This window comes from Oceanomicrobium pacificus, from assembly GCF_009833495.1.
In the GTDB taxonomy this organism is placed as follows: Bacteria; Pseudomonadota; Alphaproteobacteria; order Rhodobacterales; family Rhodobacteraceae; genus Oceanomicrobium; species Oceanomicrobium pacificus.
On sequence record NZ_WUWG01000007.1, the window covers coordinates 106,120 to 123,607 of the forward strand.

The following is a 17,488-nucleotide window of genomic DNA, read 5'->3' on the forward strand; positions in this document are numbered from 1 at the left end:
ACAAGAAGCGCGGATCGCGCGTCTCGCGCATCCCGGACACTGAAGAAACATGTCGGGCACCCGGGAGAGGTGTCCCGACCGGGAGGATCACATGACGAACCTGAAAACGCTTCTCGCCGGCGCGGCACTTGGCCTCGTGGCCGCTTCGGCAGCCATTGCCGACGGCTATGTCGGCATTGCCATGCCGACCAAATCCTCGGCCCGCTGGATTTCCGACGGCAATTCCATGGTCGAGCAGTTCGAAGCCGCCGGCTACAAGACCGACCTGCAATATGCCGAGGATGACATCCCCAACCAGCTCGCGCAGATCGAGAACATGATCGTGAAGGGTGTGGATGCGCTGGTGATCGCCGCGATCGACGGCACCACCCTGTCCAACGCGCTGGAAAATGCCAACGCGGCCGGCATCAAGGTCATCGCCTATGACCGTCTGATCCGCGACAGCGCCCATGTCGACTATTATGCGACCTTCGACAATTTCAAGGTCGGTGTGCAGCAGGCCACCTCGCTCGTGAACGGGCTGAAAGAGCGGTTCGGCGATGGTCCGTACAATGTCGAACTGTTCGGCGGTTCGCCGGACGACAACAATGCCTATTTCTTCTATGACGGCGCCATGTCCGTCCTGCAGCCGCTGATTGACAGCGGTGACGTCGTCATCGTGTCGGGCCAGATGGGCATGGATACGGTCGGCACGCTGCGCTGGGACGGCGCGGTCGCGCAGGCCCGGATGGATAACCTCCTGTCCGCCCATTACACCGACAAGCCGGTTCACGGCGTCCTGTCGCCCTATGACGGCCTGTCGATCGGTATCCTGTCCTCGCTCAAGGGCGTCGGCTACGGCTCGGGCGACCAGCAGATGCCGATCGTCTCCGGTCAGGATGCGGAAGTGCCCTCGGTCAAGTCGATCCTTGCCGGCGAGCAATATTCCACCGTCTTCAAGGACACGCGCGAACTGGCCCGTGTCACCGTGGGTATGGTCGATGCCGTGCTCGAAGGCGGAGAGCCGGAGATCAACGACACCTCGACCTACGACAATGGCGTGAAGGTCGTGCCCTCTTACCTCTTGGAGCCGGTGTCGGTCGACGCGTCCAACTGGGAAGAGATCCTGATCGGCAGCGGCTATTACACGGCGGACCAAGTCCAGTAAGTCCCGGGGTCCAACGTGTAACTTTGGGGTCCGCCCGTTCCCCGGGCGGACCCCGTATCTGACGAAAGACGATCATGGACACGATTCTGGAGATGCGCGGCATCACCAAGTCCTTCCCCGGCGTGAAGGCCCTGGATGATGTCAACCTGCGCGTCCGCCGCGGCGAGATCCACGCGCTCGTGGGCGAGAATGGCGCAGGAAAATCGACCCTGATGAAAGTGCTGAGCGGCGTTTATCCGCATGGCAGCTACGAGGGCGAGATCCTGTTCAACGGCGCCGAACAGCGGTTCAACGGCATTGCCGACAGCGAACGCGAAGGCGTCATCATCATCCATCAGGAACTGGCGCTGGTGCCGCTCCTGTCGATTGCGGAGAATATCTTTCTTGGCAACGAGATTGCGCCGAAGGGCGTGGTCAACTGGCCGGAGACCTTCGCCCGCACCGAAGCGCTGCTGAAAAAGGTCGGTCTGCGCGAAAAGCCGACGACACTTGTCGACGCGCTCGGGGTCGGCAAGCAGCAGCTGGTGGAGATCGCCAAGGCGCTGTCCAAGGAAGTGAAGCTCCTCATCCTCGACGAGCCGACCGCCTCCTTGCAGGAAAATGACAGCCAGGCGCTTCTGGACCTCCTGATGGAATTCCGGGAACAGGGGATCACCTCGATCCTGATTTCCCACAAGCTCAACGAGATCAGCCGTGTGGCCGACAGCATCACAGTGCTGCGCGACGGGGCGACGGTTTCCACACTCGATTGCCATGCCGAAACGATTTCGGAGGACCGGATCATCCTCGACATGGTCGGGCGTGACATGGCGCACCGCTATCCCGAACGTGTGCCGCAGATCGGCGAGACACTGTTCGAGCTGGAAAACTGGAATGTCTACCATCAGGACCATGCCGAACGGCACCTGATCCGCGACGTGAACCTGCGGGTCGCACGCGGCGAAGTGGTCGGCATTGCCGGTCTGATGGGGTCGGGGCGCACCGAACTGGCAATGAGCGTTTTCGGCCGGTCCTACGGGCAGAACATTTCCGGCACGGCGCGGCTCAATGGAACGGAAGTGGATCTGTCCACCATCGACCGCGCGGTGGATGCCGGGCTGGCCTATGTCACCGAGGACCGCAAGAGCCTCGGCCTCGTGCTGGAGGAAAGCATTGCGCGCAACATCACGCTGGCGAACCTGCCCGGCGTGTCGGCGCGCGGTGTGATCGACGATACGGCCGAGCGCCGCGTGGCCGAGGATTACCGCCAGAAGATCAACATCCGCACGCCCAATATCTTCCAGCAGGTCGTGAACCTGTCAGGGGGCAACCAGCAGAAGGTCGTGCTGGCCAAATGGCTCTTTGCCGAGCCCGACGTGCTGATCCTCGACGAGCCGACACGCGGCATCGATGTCGGCGCGAAATATGAAATCTATTCGATCATCAACCAGCTCGCGGCAGAGGGCAAAGGGGTCATCATGATCTCCTCCGAGATGCCGGAACTGCTGGGCATGTGTGACCGGATCTACGTGATGAATGAAGGCGCCTTTGCAGGGGAGCTGGCCGCTTCGGAAGCCAGCCAGGAAAAGATCATGTCGATGATCGTGAGCGCCTGAGGGAGAGTGAAATGTCCGAGCAAAATGAAACCTCGATGGGCGGCTTTCTGAAAAGCCATCTGCGCGAATACGGGATGCTGGTGGCGCTGGTCGTCATCATGGTCTTCTTCCAGTTCATGACCGAGGGCACGCTGATGCGTCCCGTGAACCTGACGAACCTCTTCCTTCAGAACAGCTACATCATCATCATGGCGCTGGGGATGCTCCTCGTTATCGTTGCGGGCCATATTGACCTCTCGGTCGGTTCGGTCGTCGGCTTCATCGGCGCGATGGCGGCGGTGATGATGGTGAATTACGACCTGCCGGTCTGGTTGACGATTCCCATCTGTCTTGTCACCGGCGCGATCATCGGCGCGGCGCAGGGCTACTGGATCGCCTATTGGAAGATCCCGAGCTTCATCGTGACGCTTGCAGGCATGCTGGTCTTCAAGGGCCTGACGCTCTGGCTGCTCGCCGGCCAGTCCGTCGGTCCGTTCCCCAAGAGCTTCCAGCTTCTGTCCACTGGCTTCGTGCCCGACATATTCGGCAGCGGGAAACCGAACCTGACCGCGCTCCTGCTCGGGATCGTTCTGGCGCTCGCCATTGTGGCGCTCGGGCTGCGCGAACGGGCACGGCAGCAGAAATTCGGCACCGTGGACGAGCCCGGTCCGGTTTTCTGGATCAAGAACGGTCTGGTGGCTGCGGCGATCATCTATGTCTCCTACCTCCTGTCCACCTATCGCGGGCTGCCCAATGTGCTCATCACCATGGCGGTGCTGACGATGGTCTACACGTTCATCACCAACCGCACGACGGTGGGGCGGCGGATCTACGCGCTCGGCGGCAACGAGAAAGCGGCGAAACTGTCCGGCATCAACACCGAGCGGCTGACCTTCCTGACATTTGCCAACATGGGGATGCTGGCGGCACTGGCAGGCCTGATCTTTGCTGCGCGTCTCAACACGGCAACGCCGAAAGCCGGTCTGGCCTTCGAGCTTGACGTCATCGCGGCTGTCTTCATCGGCGGGGCGTCCATGTCCGGCGGGGTCGGCAAGATCATCGGGGCCGTGGTCGGCGCCTTCATCATGGGTGTGATGAACAACGGCATGTCGATCCTCGGTGTCGGGATCGACTGGCAGCAGGTCATCAAGGGTCTGGTGCTGCTCGCAGCCGTGATTTTCGATGTCTACAACAAGAACAAATCGAGCTGAGGAGACCTGCGATGTTCCTGTCCCAAACCCATACGGGCGATGTGATCTGGCGGGTCGGCGAAGAGGCCCGGATCGTGCGCGACACGCGGGGCACATACGACCTTGCGCAAGGGGCCATTGCCGCAGGACACGGGATTGCCGCGGAGGTGACGGCCCGTGGTCTCGGCGACGCGGTCGACCTTCCCGCCCTTGCCGAAGGGGGGCTGCTGGATTGCCCGATACGCCATCCGGACGCGGCACATATGTTCCTGACCGGCACCGGGCTGACGCATCTGGGCTCGGCTTCAACCCGTGACGCGATGCATGCCGACGCATCGGCCGAGGATCTGACCGACAGCATGAAGATGTTCCGGATGGGACTGGAGGACGGCAAACCTGATGCGGGCAAGACCGGTGTCCAGCCCGAATGGTTCTACAAGGGCACCGGCGCGGTCGCCGTGGCGCCGGGCCAGCCGCTCACCTCGCCCGCCTTCGCGCTCGACGGGGGCGAGGAGCCGGAGATCGCGGGCATCTACCTGATCGGCGCGGACGGGCAGCCGTTCCGTCTCGGCTTTGCGCTCTCAAACGAGTTTTCCGACCATGTGACGGAACGGATCAACTACCTTTATCTGGCCCATTCCAAGCTCCGGCCCGCGAGCTTCGGACCGGAAATCCGCACCGGTGACCTGCCGGCGGATGTGCGCGGCATGTCGCGCATCCTGCGGGATGGCAAGGTGATCTGGGAAAAGCCTTTCCTGTCGGGCGAAGACAACATGTCCCATTCGCTGGCCAATCTCGAACATCACCATTTCAAGTACGGCCTTTTCTGCCAGCCGGGCGATCTGCATGTGCATATGTTCGGCACGGCCACCCTGTCCTTCGCAGACGGGATCGAGACCGCACCCGGCGACATGTTCGAGATCGAAGCGCCCGATTTCGGGCAGGCGCTGCGCAACCCGCTGGCGCAGGACCGTGGCGCCGCACCGCAGGTGGTTGCGCTGTGAGCGACCGAAGCGCCCGATATCCCGACCTTGCGGACCGGTCGGTCCTCGTCTCGGGCGGGGCGACGGGGATCGGTGCCGCGCTCGTGCGGGCCTTTGCCGCGCAGGGCGCGCGAGTCGGCTTTGTCGACATTGATGCGGATGCCGGGGCTGCGCTGGCCACCGAGCTTGCCTCCGGTCCCGGGTCGGTCACCTTTGCCCCGTGCGATCTGACCGACATCTCCGCCTACCAGACCGCCATGTCCGAGATTGCCAACCTAAACGGTCCGGTGACCGTGCTTGCCAACAATGCCGCCAATGACCAGCGGCACAGTCTCGACGGGCTGACGCCTGAGGATTTCGATGCGGGCATGGCCGTGAACTTGCGTCACGCGCTCTTTGCAGTGCAGGCGGTCGCACCGGGGATGCGGCGCGCCGGCGGCGGGTCGATCATCAATTTCGGGTCCGTCGGCTGGATGATGGCCGCCGGCGGCTATCCGGTCTATGCGGCGGCCAAGGCGGCCGTGCATGGAATGACCCGCGGTCTTGCCCGTGAACTCGGACCCGACCGGATCCGCGTCAACACGCTCGTGCCGGGTTGGGTGATGACGGAAAAGCAGCTTCGTCTCTGGGTCGACGAGGCGGCCAAGGAAAAGATCCGAACCAGCCAGTGCCTGCCTGACCCGGTCTTGCCCGAGGATATCGCCCAGATGGCGCTCTTCCTCGGTTCGGACGTGTCGGCGCGCTGCACGGCACAGAATTACATCGTAGACGGAGGCTGGGTATGAGCCGCTTCAAACCGGCCGAATGGCCGCGCAAACTGCGCTCCACCGAATGGTTCGGCGGCACCAGCCGCGACCATATCTATCACCGCTCCTGGATGAAGAACCAGGGCCTGCCGGCGGACCTGTTCGACGGGCGCCCGGTTGTCGGCATCTGCAATACATGGTCGCAGCTCACGCCATGCAATGCGCATCTGCGCGATCTGGCCGAGCGGGTGAAACACGGGATCTACGAGGCCGGCGGCCTGCCGCTCGAGTTTCCGGTCTTCTCTACCGGCGAAAGCGCGCTGCGGCCCACGGCCATGATGTATCGCAACCTTGCCGCGATGGATGTGGAAGAGGCGCTGCGCGCCAATCCGCTCGACGGCGTGGTGTTGCTGGTCGGCTGCGACAAGACCACGCCTGCATTGCTGATGGGCGCGGCCTCTGTCGACATTCCCGCCATTGCCGTGTCCGGCGGGCCGATGCTGAACGGCAAGTGGCGCGGACAGGAGGTCGGATCGGGCACCGCGCTCTGGCAGATGTCCGAAATGGTCAAATCGGGCGAATTGACCAATGACGATTTCCTGGAGGCCGAACAAGCCATGTCCCGTTCGCCCGGCTCCTGCAACACGATGGGCACCGCGAGCACCATGGCCTCCATGGCCGAGGCGCTCGGCATGGCGCTCTCTGGCAATGCCGCGATCCCGGCGGTCGACAGCCGGCGGCGGGTCATGGCGCATCTGACGGGCCGGCGGATCGTGCAGATGGTCAAGGATGACCTGAAACCTTCCGACGTGATGACCCGCGATGCGTTCGAGAATGCGATCCGCACCAATGGCGCGATCGGCGGGTCCACCAACGCGGTGATCCACCTGCTTGCGCTCGCGGGCCGGGTCGGGGTCGATCTGACGCTTGATGACTGGGACCGGCTTGGGCGCGACGTGGCGACCATCGTTGACCTGATGCCTTCCGGCCGGTTCCTGATGGAAGAATTCTTCTATGCAGGCGGCCTGCCGGTGGTTCTGCGCCAGCTGGGCGAGGGCGGGCTTCTGCACAAGGACGCGCTGACCGTGTCCGGCACCAGCATCTGGGACGAGGTTCGCGACGCGAAGAACTGGAACCCCGAGGTGATCCGCCCGGTGTCGAAGGCGCTCACCGGCAGCGGCGGCGTGGCGGTCCTGAAAGGCAACCTCGCGCCGAAAGGGGCGGTTCTGAAACCCTCTGCCGCAACCCCGGAGTTGATGCAGCATCGCGGGCGGGCCGTGGTGTTTGAAGATATCGACGATTACAAGGCGCGGATCGCGGACGAGGATCTCGACATTGACGAGACCTGCGTCATGGTCCTGAAAAACTGCGGTCCGCGCGGCTATCCCGGCATGTCCGAGGTTGGCAACATGGGCTTGCCGCCGAAAGTGCTCCGCAAGGGGATCAAGGACATGGTGCGGATCTCCGATGCGCGCATGTCGGGCACGGCCTATGGCACGGTCGTGCTGCACACTTCGCCTGAAGCCGCTGTGGGCGGTCCACTGGCGGTGGTCCGCGACGGGGACATGATCGAGCTCGACGTGGCCGCGCGCCGGCTCCATCTCGACATTCCCGATGCGGAACTGGAAGCGCGTCTTGCGGAATGGACGCCGCGCCATGACGTGCCGACGGCGGGCTATGCCAAGCTCTTCCATGACCATGTCCAAGGGGCCGATACCGGAGCCGATTTCGACTTTCTGGTTGGCAGCCGGGGCCATGAGGTGCCGCGCGACAGCCACTGATTGCCTGTGGTCTGTCCTGCGCGCCGGCCCCGGGCGACGCGGTGTGGGCTGCCCCCACCGCCGCGCCGTGTCGCCCGGGTCACGCGCGCTGGCCCGTCATGGGCTGCTGACTGTCACGCGGTTGAAATTAACTAAATTGCAGCCTATCGCTGGAAAGGCCCGGTGTCCCTCCGGTGCCAGTTGAAAGCGTAATTGTGGCCCCGAAAGACAGCCCCCCTTCCGAACCGCAGGCCGATCCGTCCGCCCGAGTCCGATCCAAGGAGAAACCACCCGCTGCAAAAGGGTCGGTGCTGGCCGGTGCGGTGCAGGAGGTGCGCGGCAGGCTTCTGTCCATCGGTGTCTTCTCGGTCTTCATCAATCTGCTGATGCTGACGGGGCCGCTCTTCATGCTGCAGGTCTATGACCGTGTCCTGACCAGCCGGTCGGAAGCGACGCTGGCTGCACTCGTGCTTCTGGTCGGCGGCCTCTATGTCGCGTTTGGCTGTCTCGATTTCGTGCGCGGCCGGTTGATGATGCGCGTGGGCGCGACGTTGCAGAGCCGCGTCGGTCCCCCGACTTTTGCCGCAACGTTGCGCGCCCCCGCGAGCCAGCGCGGCCCGGCATCCAGCGCGCTCGACGATCTCGATTCCGTGGGCCGTTTTTTTGCCGCGCCGGCGGCTGCGGCGCTTCTCGACCTTCCCTGGGCGCCGATCTTTCTGGCGGCCATTTTCGTCTTCGATCCGTTTCTCGGCTGGCTGGCGCTTGCGGGCGCAGCCCTGCTCGTGGCCCTGATGGTTGCGGCGCAGGCCATCAGCCGCGCCCCCGGAGAAGCGGCCAACCGCGATGCTGCGGAGGCCGCGCGCTTCGCAGGCCGCATCCGGTCGGACGCTGATACGGTGCTCGGCCTCGGCATGGACAGCGCGACGGTGACCCGCTGGACGGAGATGCGCAGCGCCGCGCTTGACCGTGGCATGCAGTTTGCCGACCGGACGGGCGGCATGGCCGCGCTGACCCGCGCGCTGCGGCTCTTCCTGCAATCGCTGATGCTGGCCGCGGGCGCGTGGCTGGTGCTTCAGGGCTCGCTTACGGCCGGTGCAATGATTGCGGCCTCGATCCTGCTCGGACGCGCGTTGGCACCTGTTGAATCGCTGCTTGGCCAGTGGGGCACGGTCCTGCGCGCCCGGCAGGGATGGCGCAACTTGCACCAGCTTCATGCGGCCCTGCCGGACAGCGCGCCGCGCACCGATCTGCCGCGACCCGATGCGCAGCTTGACCTGACGGATCTGGGACTGGCCGATCCGTCGCGCCGCCGGTTGCTGTTGCGCGGGATCAGCTGTTCCGTGGCGCCGGGGCAGGCACTCGGCGTGATCGGCGAAAGCGCGAGCGGCAAGTCGACGCTGGCGCGGGTGCTCACGGGCCTCTGGCCGCCGAGCACAGGCACGGTACGGCTTGGCGGAGTGACACTCGACCAGTTCACGCCCGAAGCGCGGGCCGCGCATATCGGTTTCCTGCCGCAGACGGTGCAGCTCTTCCCCGGCACGATTGCGCAGAATATCGCCCGGCTGGACGAGGCGCCCGACGCCGACGCGGTTGTCGCGGCCGCGCGCACGGCCGGTGCACATGAGATGATCCTGAAACTGCCGGACGGCTATGACACGCGGATCGAGCATGCGGGTGAAATCCTGTCCGGCGGTCAGGTGCAGCGGATCGGGCTGGCGCGGGCGCTTTTCGGCGCGCCGGTCTGTCTTGTGCTCGACGAACCCAATGCCAATCTCGACGCGACCGGATCGGCCGCGCTTAATGCCGCGATCCGCGCGCATAAGGCGGCTGGCGGAATTGCCGTCATCATGGCGCACCGCCCGGCCGCGATTGCCGAATGTGACCTGCTGATGGTCCTGTCTGACGGGGCGATGCGCGCGCTCGGGCCGCGCGACGAGGTGCTGCGCAAGCAGGTCAGGAACCATGCCACAGTGCTCGGCGGTGCGGGCGCGGAGGCCAGATCATGAAACAGGGCAGCGGATGGGGCGGTGCGGCGCTCATGGCGCTCGGCTGGGGCACGGTGATCCTTCTGGTTCTGGGGCTTGGCCTCTGGGGCACGCAGGCGCGCCTGTCGGGCGCGGTCGTTGCCTCTGGCCGGGTCGTCGTCGAACTGGACGGGCAGGTGGTTGAGCATGATACCGGCGGTCGTGTGGCCGAGATCCTCGTGGACGAGGGTGACCGGGTGGAAGCCAACGATATCCTGATGCGGCTCGACGGATCCGCGCTGCGGTCCGAGCGGGCCATTCAGGCAAGCCTGTCGGATGAATTGGCCGCGCGGATGGCCCGGCTTGAGGCCGAGCGCGACGGGGCGGGCGAGATGGTCACACCGGACGGGCTGGTCGACCGGATGGCCGACCCGGCGGTGCATGACCTTGTTGCGGGCCAGCACCGGTTGTTCGCGGCACGTGCGGAAACGCTACAGGCGGAAGTGGACGGGCTAGAGGAGCAGAAGCGCCAGATCGCAGAAGAAGTGGCAGGACAGTCCAGCCAGATCGAGGCGGTCGATCGGCAATTGGAGTTGGCTGCGAGTGAACTTGCGGATGTGGAAAACCTGCGCGCGAAGGGGCTGACCTCGACCGCGCGGCTTCTGACCCTGCAGCGGGAGATTGCGCGACTCGAAGGGCTGAAAGGCGAGTTGATCGCGGCCAAGGCGCGCAACCGCGGCCGGATGGTCGAGCTTGATATTTCCGCGCTCCGGCTCCACTCGGCGCGGCGCGAACAGGCGATCACCGAATTGCGGCAGGTCGCGGCGGCGGCAGCGGAAACCGGCGAGCGGCTGGCGGCGCTGGATGAAAAGATCGCGCGTCTCGATCTGCGCGCGCCGGTGTCGGGCTATGTCCATTCGCTGTCGGTCAGGGCGGTGAATGCTGTTTTGCGGCCCGCCGAGCCGGTGCTGACGATCGTGGCGGACAGCGACCCGCTTGTGGTCACCGCGCGGGTCCGCCCGACCGATGTGGACAATGTCTATCCCGGCCAGCCCGCGACCTTGCGTTTCGTGGCGTTCGATGCGCGGTCGACACCGGATGTGGCGGGCACGGTCGAGCGCCTGTCGCCCGATGCGCTCGCGGATGAGGCGACGGGCGAGACCTATTACAGCGTCCGCATCCGTCCCGAAGCGGACAGTCTGGCGGCACTGGGCGACGCGCAGCCCCTGCGGCCCGGCATGCCTGTCGAGGCCTTCCTGACGACCGTGGAACAGGCGCCGCTGACCTATCTGGTCAAGCCGTTCACCGACTATTTCCGGCACGCGTTCCGCGAAAGCTGAGGGTGCCGACCCGTCCAGCTTGTGCAAAGAAGGGTTCACACGGTCCGCCGGAAAAGACGCGCGCGCCCCTTTTCGGCGAATGAATTGTAATTCTTCACATATTTTCTAGTGATTTATCTCAAACATTTGATACCGTGACGCTAAAGTCAGGTGCCGTTCGTGACCTCGGGTGGCCTTTGTAAGTGAAGAGTGCGAAAGGGCAGCCCCCAATGGCCGGATCGGCGTATTTCACCCTGACAGGGTCGATACTGGATCAGTATGGATCATCCGTCGCAGGCGCAGGCGATTTCGACAATGATGGCGGAGACGGAATCGGCGGCCCCCTGGGCATCGGCGATTTCATTTTCGGCACATCGGGCGACGGCACTGTCCTTGCCTATATCATGTCGGGCTACAGCTCGACCGCAGCCGGATTTGCCAGCACGCTTGATACGGCCAGCGACGACGGAATGCGCTTCACTGTCACCGGTGGCAGCGGCGGTTCCGATATCACCGTGGCCGGCGGGTTCGATTTCAATGGCGACGGGATCAGCGATGTTGCGATCGGCGCGCCGGGGTCGGACACGGTCTATGTGCTCTACGGCGGTGCCGGCGCTTTCGACACCGACCTCGATGCCGCGGATATTGACGGCACCAACGGCACGATCATCGACGGCAGCGCCATCGGCGGCGGTTTCGGGTCGAGCCTCGCCGTCGGGGATTTCGACGATGACGGGTTTGCCGACCTTCTGATCGGTGCGCCGGGCGACGGCAGCGGCGGGCAGGCCAATGCCGGCAGCGTGACCATCGTGTGGGGCAATGATGCAGGCGGCAGCCTGTCGACGCCGGTCGTGCCGCAGATCGAAGGCCGGTCCGGCGGGGATGCGCTCGGCACGTCCGTCGCTTCGGCCGGGGACATTAACGGCGACGGGGTCGAGGATTTCATCATCGGTGCACCGGGGGCCGACAGTGGCGCCTCGGATGCGGGCAGCGCCTATATCATCTTCGGGCAGGATGGCGTGCGGCCACCCGCGGTCGACCTGTCCTCGCTCGACGGCACCAACGGGTTCCGCATCGACGGGCTCGATCTGGCCGACGGGCTCGGCGGCGCGGTGTCGGGCATCGGTGATTTCAATGATGACGGGGTGGACGACCTTCTGGTGGCCGCCCCGCTCGGCGATGACGGCGCGAACAATTCCGGCGAGGTCTATATCCAGTTCGGCCGCGATACCGGCGCCACCACCGATTTCGATGCCGTGCTCGGTGCGGACGGGCTTGGGCTGACCGGCATGGTGCTGTCGGGTGGCGGCATTTCCGATATGTCGGGCCTCTATGCGGTCGGCGTCGGCGATGTGAGCGGCGACGGAATCGCGGATATCCTGATCGGCGCCACGGACGGCTCAGACGGCAAGGCGTTCCTCGTCTTCGGCGGATCAGCCGTGGGCACGCCCTCTGGTGGCACGCTGCGCTTCGATCTCGACAGTCTCAACGGGTCCAACGGGTTCCTGATCTCCGGCATCGATGACGGGCTCGCTTCCGGTTCGGTCCGCGGCGCGTCCATCGGGGACGTGAACAATGACGGGATCAACGATCTGGCCTTCGGCGCGAATGAGGCCGGGGACGTGGTCAATGGCCGGGTCACGGGCCTCCTGGGCGGGTCGGCCAACTTCCAGACGCTCGACAGCGCCGACGGGACGGAAGATGGCGAAATCGACATGGCGCTACTCGCCGCCTCGCCACAGCCCGATGTGGATTTCGTCGCGACCGACACAACGATAATCATCGGCGGCACCTCGACGGGCGTGATCGACCTGCGGATCGACCCGCAGTCGCTGGAGGCGGACGGGACGATCACGATCACCGACACGGATGCTGTCGGAGCGCAGCCGACATTCGACACGCAAACCGGCACCACACCGGAAGCGACCGGCACCTATGGCAGCATCATCGTCGACAATGAAAGCTGGACCTATGCGCTCGGCGGGCTGCTCGACGTGCAGTTTCTGGGTGAAGGCGAGGCCGCCTATGACCGGCTCGTGCTGACCGCAAGCAACGGGACGCAACGCGCCATCACCATCACCATCATCGGGGAGGATGACCCGACCGTCGTTACCACGGACGGCACGACCGACCCGATCGCGATCAGCGAGGATTACCGCTTCGTCACCGGCACGTTGTCCGTGACCGATCCGGACCAGAATGACAGCGCCGATGTGGCGGGTCTGTCGGGCAGCGGCACCTATGGACGGCTCGTCGTGAACAGCGATGGCGACGGCTATACCTATTTCCTCGATGCTGATGTCCAGTATCTGAACGATGGCGAGACGCTGACCGATACGATCACGCTCGACGCCTCGGGCAATCCGGTCGTGATCGAAGTGGAAATCGAAGGTCAGAACGACCCCGAGAACAACGAAAACTACTCCGCGCCCGAGACGCTCTTCTTCGCGCTCGGCGACGATGACATCTTCTTCGGCGACGGGGACGACCGCGTCGATGGCGGGCGCGGGAACGACCGGATCAATGTCGGCGACGGCAACAATGTCACCACCGACGCGTTCGGAGACGACAGGGTCTATGCCGGTGACGGCAATGACCTCCTGTCCGATTTCAGCGGCACCAACTTGCTTGTTGGCGGCGGCGGGAATGACTGGCTGCGCGGCGGCGTCGGTCAGGACACCCTTTATGGTGGCGCGGGAAATGACCTGCTCGACGGGGATGCATTCTCTTCGATCCTCGGCGGTGACGACATCCTGTCGGGCGGCGCGGGAGACGACATCCTGCGCGGCGGTCTCGGGTCCGACGAGTTCGTCTTCCAGACCAACGAAGGCTCTGACATCATTGCCGATTTCAACGGTTTCAAGGGAACGGGCGGCTATGCCGGTGTGGTGACCGGTGCCGATTTCGATCCGCGGTTCGACACGGTCGTGCTCGAAGGATTTTCGGGCATCAACACCGGCGCGAACGCGCTCGCCTTTGTCAGTCAGGGCGCGAACGGTGCCGTTTTCGACGCGCAGGGCACCGAAATCACCTTCTGGGGGGTCGACGCCAATGATCTGTCCGCCTCCAATTTTGACATCGTCATCCTGATCTGACCGCGACCGCCTGCAAGGAGAATGGCCCAATGACCCCCAGATACCGGACACTGACCGCGGGCGCGGCACTCCTGACCCTTGCGGCCTGTGGCGGCGGTGGGGGCGGCGGCAGCAACGGCCCGAACACGGTGTTCCAGTACCAGACTTTCGACAGCACCGTGGCCGGCACCAGCAATGTCACGGCGGTCGGTCTCGAGCCGGGCACGGGCGGCGTCCCGCAGGCGGCGGCGCGGCATACAGGCACGATGGACCGGACGAACAAGGCGCTCAACATTGCCGGGCTGATCATCGATTCCAACGGGATTCAGGGCGATGTCTGGGAAGGCAGCGGCGTCACGCTGGTCAAGGCCAACCATCCCGACCTCGACGGGACCTATGACTATCTCGTCCCGGTGCTTGCCAGCCAGAATGGCGGTTCGACCATCTACCTCGTCGGCGTGACCACACGGTCGCAGGACGTGCCGACACGCGGATCGGCCACCTATTCCGGTCAGGCCGTGGTCGGTTACATTACGGATGTAAACAATGGCAGCGGCGGCAATGCCGGATCGGGCGGCGGCAACATGACGCTGACGGCCGATTTCCTCAACAACAATATCGACATGGTCCTGTCGCAACTTGCCATGTCGGGCATGACCTTCAATGAGGTCCGGATCAACGGGCTGAACATCGGCAACGGCGCGGGCGGCGGCAACCGGAGCCAGTTCAGCCACGGCGGCGGCACGACCGTCGCGCTGCGCGGCGGCGAGAGTCTTGCCGATGTGATCGGGACCACCACCTCCACCCAGGTGCGCGGCACCTTCTATGGCGGTGAAAACGGTGCACCGGCCGAAGCGGGGGCGAGCTTCGTCGTCAACGGGTCCGACGGTGTGCTCTACGGCATCGCCGCGGCGGACGAGCGCCTGAACTGATCGCACATGCTTGCCGCGCCGCGCCAAACATGCCACCGATGGGCAAGGGCGCGGCGGCAGAACCCGCGCCGGCACACGGGCAGAAGGCGGGCGGATGATCCTCAGAGCGATTGGCATGGCGGCACTGGGCTGCCTGTTGGCTTTTGCTCCGGCGCGCGCGCAACCGACCGACATTTTCTTTTCAGGCTTCCAGTCCGAGCGGCTGCAAACCTTCTATCTGGCCGAGAAACTCCGCCTCGGGGCGGAAGATCCGGTGACCCGTGCGCGCCTTGTGCAGCTTTTGCGCCAGCAAGGGTTCACGCAGGAATGGAAGGCCGAGGGCAAGCCATTTGCCCTGTCCACCAGCGGGTTCCTGTTTCCGGTTCTGGAATATGACCCGAACATCAATGGCGGCTTTGCCAATGACAGTTTCTCGCTCGGCGGGTTCACCTTCACGCTGGACCCCGAACTGGTCGGGCGCGCCGGTTTCGTGGCGGGCGCAGGCGCGGCGGGCTATCTGCGCGCGCTATACGGGCGCGGTCGGTTCCTCGACGGGACATTGCGCGCAAGCATCGGCGCCGCACCGGCCGAGGACGGGTTGCAGGTGCGGCGGATCGGCGGCGAGCTTTGTTCGCGCAACCATGTGGATGACTGGAAATTCGTCGATCTGTGTGGCCGGTACGAGCGCGCGGACCGTGACCTGACGGAGTTCGAAGAGGTTCAGGGCGACCTGTCGGGCACGCATCTTTTTGCTGTGGGCGACCAGCGGCACGAGGCGCGCTTGACGCTCCGCCGCGTGGCGGGCGATGCGTTCGGCCAGACGCAGGCCGGCGGCACGCTGACCTCGCTCTGGGCCCCGCGGTTCGCCACCACGATCTTCGGCGGGGTCGGCGCGGCGGTTCCGGGGCACATGGCCATGTCGCGTGAGGCCCGTGTGGCGGCGACCACCGTCCTTTACGACCGTCCGGTGCAGCTCTCCGTCGGCTACCAGCGCGCCAACGGCGGCACGTTTTTCGGGCAGGCGCGGGAGGAGGATATCTGGTCCACCTCCATATCTGTCCCGATCAATGATGATCTGGCCGTGTCTGTCGGCTATCAGCAGACCCGCTCGACGGTCGATTTATTCGCGCGACAGGGGCCGTTCCTGACCCTGTCGCTGCCGCGCTGGCGGTTCTGACATGGCAGCGTTTCGCGATCCGCTGGCCGGTTTCGTGCCGGATGCGCTGGTGCTGGTTGCCCTCGACAATGCTCTGTCGCGGGGCTGGCCGGACGCCGCGGTGTCTGATCTGACCCGGGACATCCTGCACGCCTCCGGCATCGCCGACGGGACCGTGCCCGCGCCTGCTTTTGCAGCCCTTCTGGGCGACGGAAGGGCTGATCTGGTCGCGCGTGTGCGGTTCCTGCGCATGGCGCTGGGGGATCTCGCGCTCGGCTTTGATGCGCTGACCGGTGACCTGCCGACCTTCATGGACCGCGCACAAACGTTCGGACTGTTCCGCTATGACAAGGCCATGTCCGATACGGCGGCAGCGCGGGCGGAGGTCCGGCCATGGGTCGATTATGTCTCGGCGCTGACCCGGCTCGAAGCGGCGCATCTCGTCCCGCGCCTCCCGGGCAATGCGGGTCCGGACTGGTTGGAGATCGGTGGCAATAGCGGGGCCTTCGCCGCCGCCATCTGCGCCGCGCGGGCTGATGTGCGGATCACGGTCAGTGACCTGCCCGCCGTCTGCGGGTTGGGGCAGGAGATGCAAAAGGGGCAGGATCGCATCCGGTTCCAGCCGCGCGACGCGCGGAAATCGGGCTGGGCGGCCGAGCTCGGCGCGCGCGATCTTCTGCTCTTCAAATCCGTGCTGCATGACTGGCCCGACCATCACGCCCGCGCCTTCCTGACCGAAGCCGTTGCCTGCCTTGAACCGGGGGGGCGCATCGTGATCTGCGAACGGGGCCCGTTCGCCGCTGGTCTGGCCGACGCCTCGTTTCTGTCGCGGCTCGCCAATGCCGTTTTCGCGCCCTTCTATCGGGATCCGTCGGTCTATGAGGGCTGGCTGCGCGCGGCGGGGTTCGCACCAACCCGCCAGACTGTGCAACTCGACATGCCCTTTCATGTGATCGAGGCGGTTCGCGCATGACGCGGGTCGTTGCCATTTCCGGCCCGCCCGGTGCAGGCAAGACGGCGCTGGCGCGGCGTCTGGCGGAAACGGCGGGGGCGACACTTCTGTCATTCGACGATTTCGAGACGATGACGGATCTCGGGCCTGCGGCGATCGAGGACTGGCTCGACCGCGGTGCGCCGCTTGACGAACTGGCCTCCGCGCCGTTCGCTGCTGCTGTCGGTCGGGCGCGTGGGCGGCTGGTGCTCGACATGCCGCTCGGGCGGGCCGATCCGCTGGTGGGCGACCGGATCGATTGCGCGGTCTGGCTCGATTGTCCGCCCGATCTGGCGCTGGCACGGAAGGTCGCGCAATTCGCACGTGACGCCGCCACGCAGCCTGCGCCGGGCTTTGCGCCATGGCTTGCGGCCTACCTTCAGAATTACGAGCGGATCGTCCGGCCTTGCATCGACATGCTGTGTGAGAAAAGTCGCAATACGGCCGACATAATTCTTGACACGTCAGGAAGTGAGGTCACGTCACACGAGCGGCTCACAACTGCTTTGAAAATCAGAAAATTTCTCTGAAATTCGACAATAAATTTCTTGAAAAATGACGCCGGGTCACGGCACTGTGAGAAGGATCGGCCGGACATCCCCAAGTCCGGTTTCTGTGTTTTTTGAGTTCACCGTTCTGGTGGGGACCGGGACGGGATGAAAGGAGTGAACGG

Annotated in this window: 13 protein-coding genes; all 13 read left to right on the plus strand. The window is 64.8% G+C overall.

Translation table 11 applies throughout. From position 1 onward, the window contains the following. Nucleotides 1-91 precede the first annotated feature (91 nt). Complete coding sequence (gene chvE, locus GSH16_RS14630; protein WP_160856349.1) at nucleotides 92-1,147, plus strand: multiple monosaccharide ABC transporter substrate-binding protein; 1,056 nt, start codon at nucleotides 92-94, stop codon at nucleotides 1,145-1,147. Between the two features lie 74 nt (nucleotides 1,148-1,221). Further along, nucleotides 1,222-2,742, plus strand: coding sequence for a multiple monosaccharide ABC transporter ATP-binding protein (mmsA, locus tag GSH16_RS14635; protein ID WP_160856350.1), 1,521 nt, complete (start codon nucleotides 1,222-1,224; stop codon nucleotides 2,740-2,742). 11 nt (nucleotides 2,743-2,753) lie between these two features. Continuing rightward, a complete protein-coding gene (gene mmsB, locus GSH16_RS14640) occupies nucleotides 2,754-3,932 on the plus strand; it encodes a multiple monosaccharide ABC transporter permease (RefSeq protein WP_160856351.1) in 1,179 nt (392 codons plus the stop codon). 11 nt (nucleotides 3,933-3,943) lie between these two features. Then, nucleotides 3,944-4,915 carry an AraD1 family protein gene (gene araD1, locus GSH16_RS14645; protein ID WP_160856352.1) on the plus strand — a complete coding sequence of 324 codons (972 nt, stop codon included), beginning with the start codon at nucleotides 3,944-3,946 and terminating at the stop codon, nucleotides 4,913-4,915. Next, nucleotides 4,912-5,679, plus strand: a complete 768-nt coding sequence (locus GSH16_RS14650; RefSeq protein ID WP_160856353.1) for an SDR family NAD(P)-dependent oxidoreductase — start codon at nucleotides 4,912-4,914, stop codon at nucleotides 5,677-5,679. Before araD1 ends, GSH16_RS14650 begins: the two co-directional genes overlap by 4 nt. Further along, nucleotides 5,676-7,421, plus strand: a complete 1,746-nt coding sequence (gene araD / locus GSH16_RS14655) for an L-arabinonate dehydratase (protein ID WP_160856354.1) — start codon at nucleotides 5,676-5,678, stop codon at nucleotides 7,419-7,421. The genes GSH16_RS14650 and araD overlap by 4 nt, the downstream gene beginning before the upstream one ends. Before the next feature lie 287 nt (nucleotides 7,422-7,708). Then, nucleotides 7,709-9,406 (plus strand): type I secretion system permease/ATPase, encoded by a 1,698-nt coding sequence (locus tag GSH16_RS14660; protein WP_328803248.1) that lies wholly within the window; start codon nucleotides 7,709-7,711, stop codon nucleotides 9,404-9,406. Then, complete coding sequence (locus tag GSH16_RS14665; protein WP_160856356.1) at nucleotides 9,403-10,704, plus strand: HlyD family type I secretion periplasmic adaptor subunit; 1,302 nt, start codon at nucleotides 9,403-9,405, stop codon at nucleotides 10,702-10,704. Before GSH16_RS14660 ends, GSH16_RS14665 begins: the two co-directional genes overlap by 4 nt. A 209-nt stretch (nucleotides 10,705-10,913) precedes the next feature. Further along, complete coding sequence (locus tag GSH16_RS14670; protein ID WP_160856357.1) at nucleotides 10,914-13,778, plus strand: beta strand repeat-containing protein; 2,865 nt, start codon at nucleotides 10,914-10,916, stop codon at nucleotides 13,776-13,778. Nucleotides 13,779-13,807: 29 nt separating this feature from the next. After that, nucleotides 13,808-14,689 (plus strand): transferrin-binding protein-like solute binding protein, encoded by an 882-nt coding sequence (locus GSH16_RS14675; RefSeq protein ID WP_160856358.1) that lies wholly within the window; start codon nucleotides 13,808-13,810, stop codon nucleotides 14,687-14,689. Nucleotides 14,690-14,783: 94 nt separating this feature from the next. Then, nucleotides 14,784-15,845 carry a hypothetical protein gene (locus GSH16_RS14680; protein ID WP_160856359.1) on the plus strand — a complete coding sequence of 354 codons (1,062 nt, stop codon included), beginning with the start codon at nucleotides 14,784-14,786 and terminating at the stop codon, nucleotides 15,843-15,845. A gap of 1 nt (nucleotide 15,846) precedes the next feature. Then, nucleotides 15,847-16,797 (plus strand): methyltransferase, encoded by a 951-nt coding sequence (locus tag GSH16_RS14685; protein WP_160856360.1) that lies wholly within the window; start codon nucleotides 15,847-15,849, stop codon nucleotides 16,795-16,797. Next, the gene (locus GSH16_RS14690) at nucleotides 16,794-17,345 is read left to right on the plus strand and encodes an AAA family ATPase (RefSeq protein WP_205524128.1); all 552 of its coding nucleotides are present in this window, start codon (nucleotides 16,794-16,796) and stop codon (nucleotides 17,343-17,345) included. The genes GSH16_RS14685 and GSH16_RS14690 overlap by 4 nt, the downstream gene beginning before the upstream one ends. The last annotated feature ends 143 nt before the right edge of the window (nucleotides 17,346-17,488 follow it).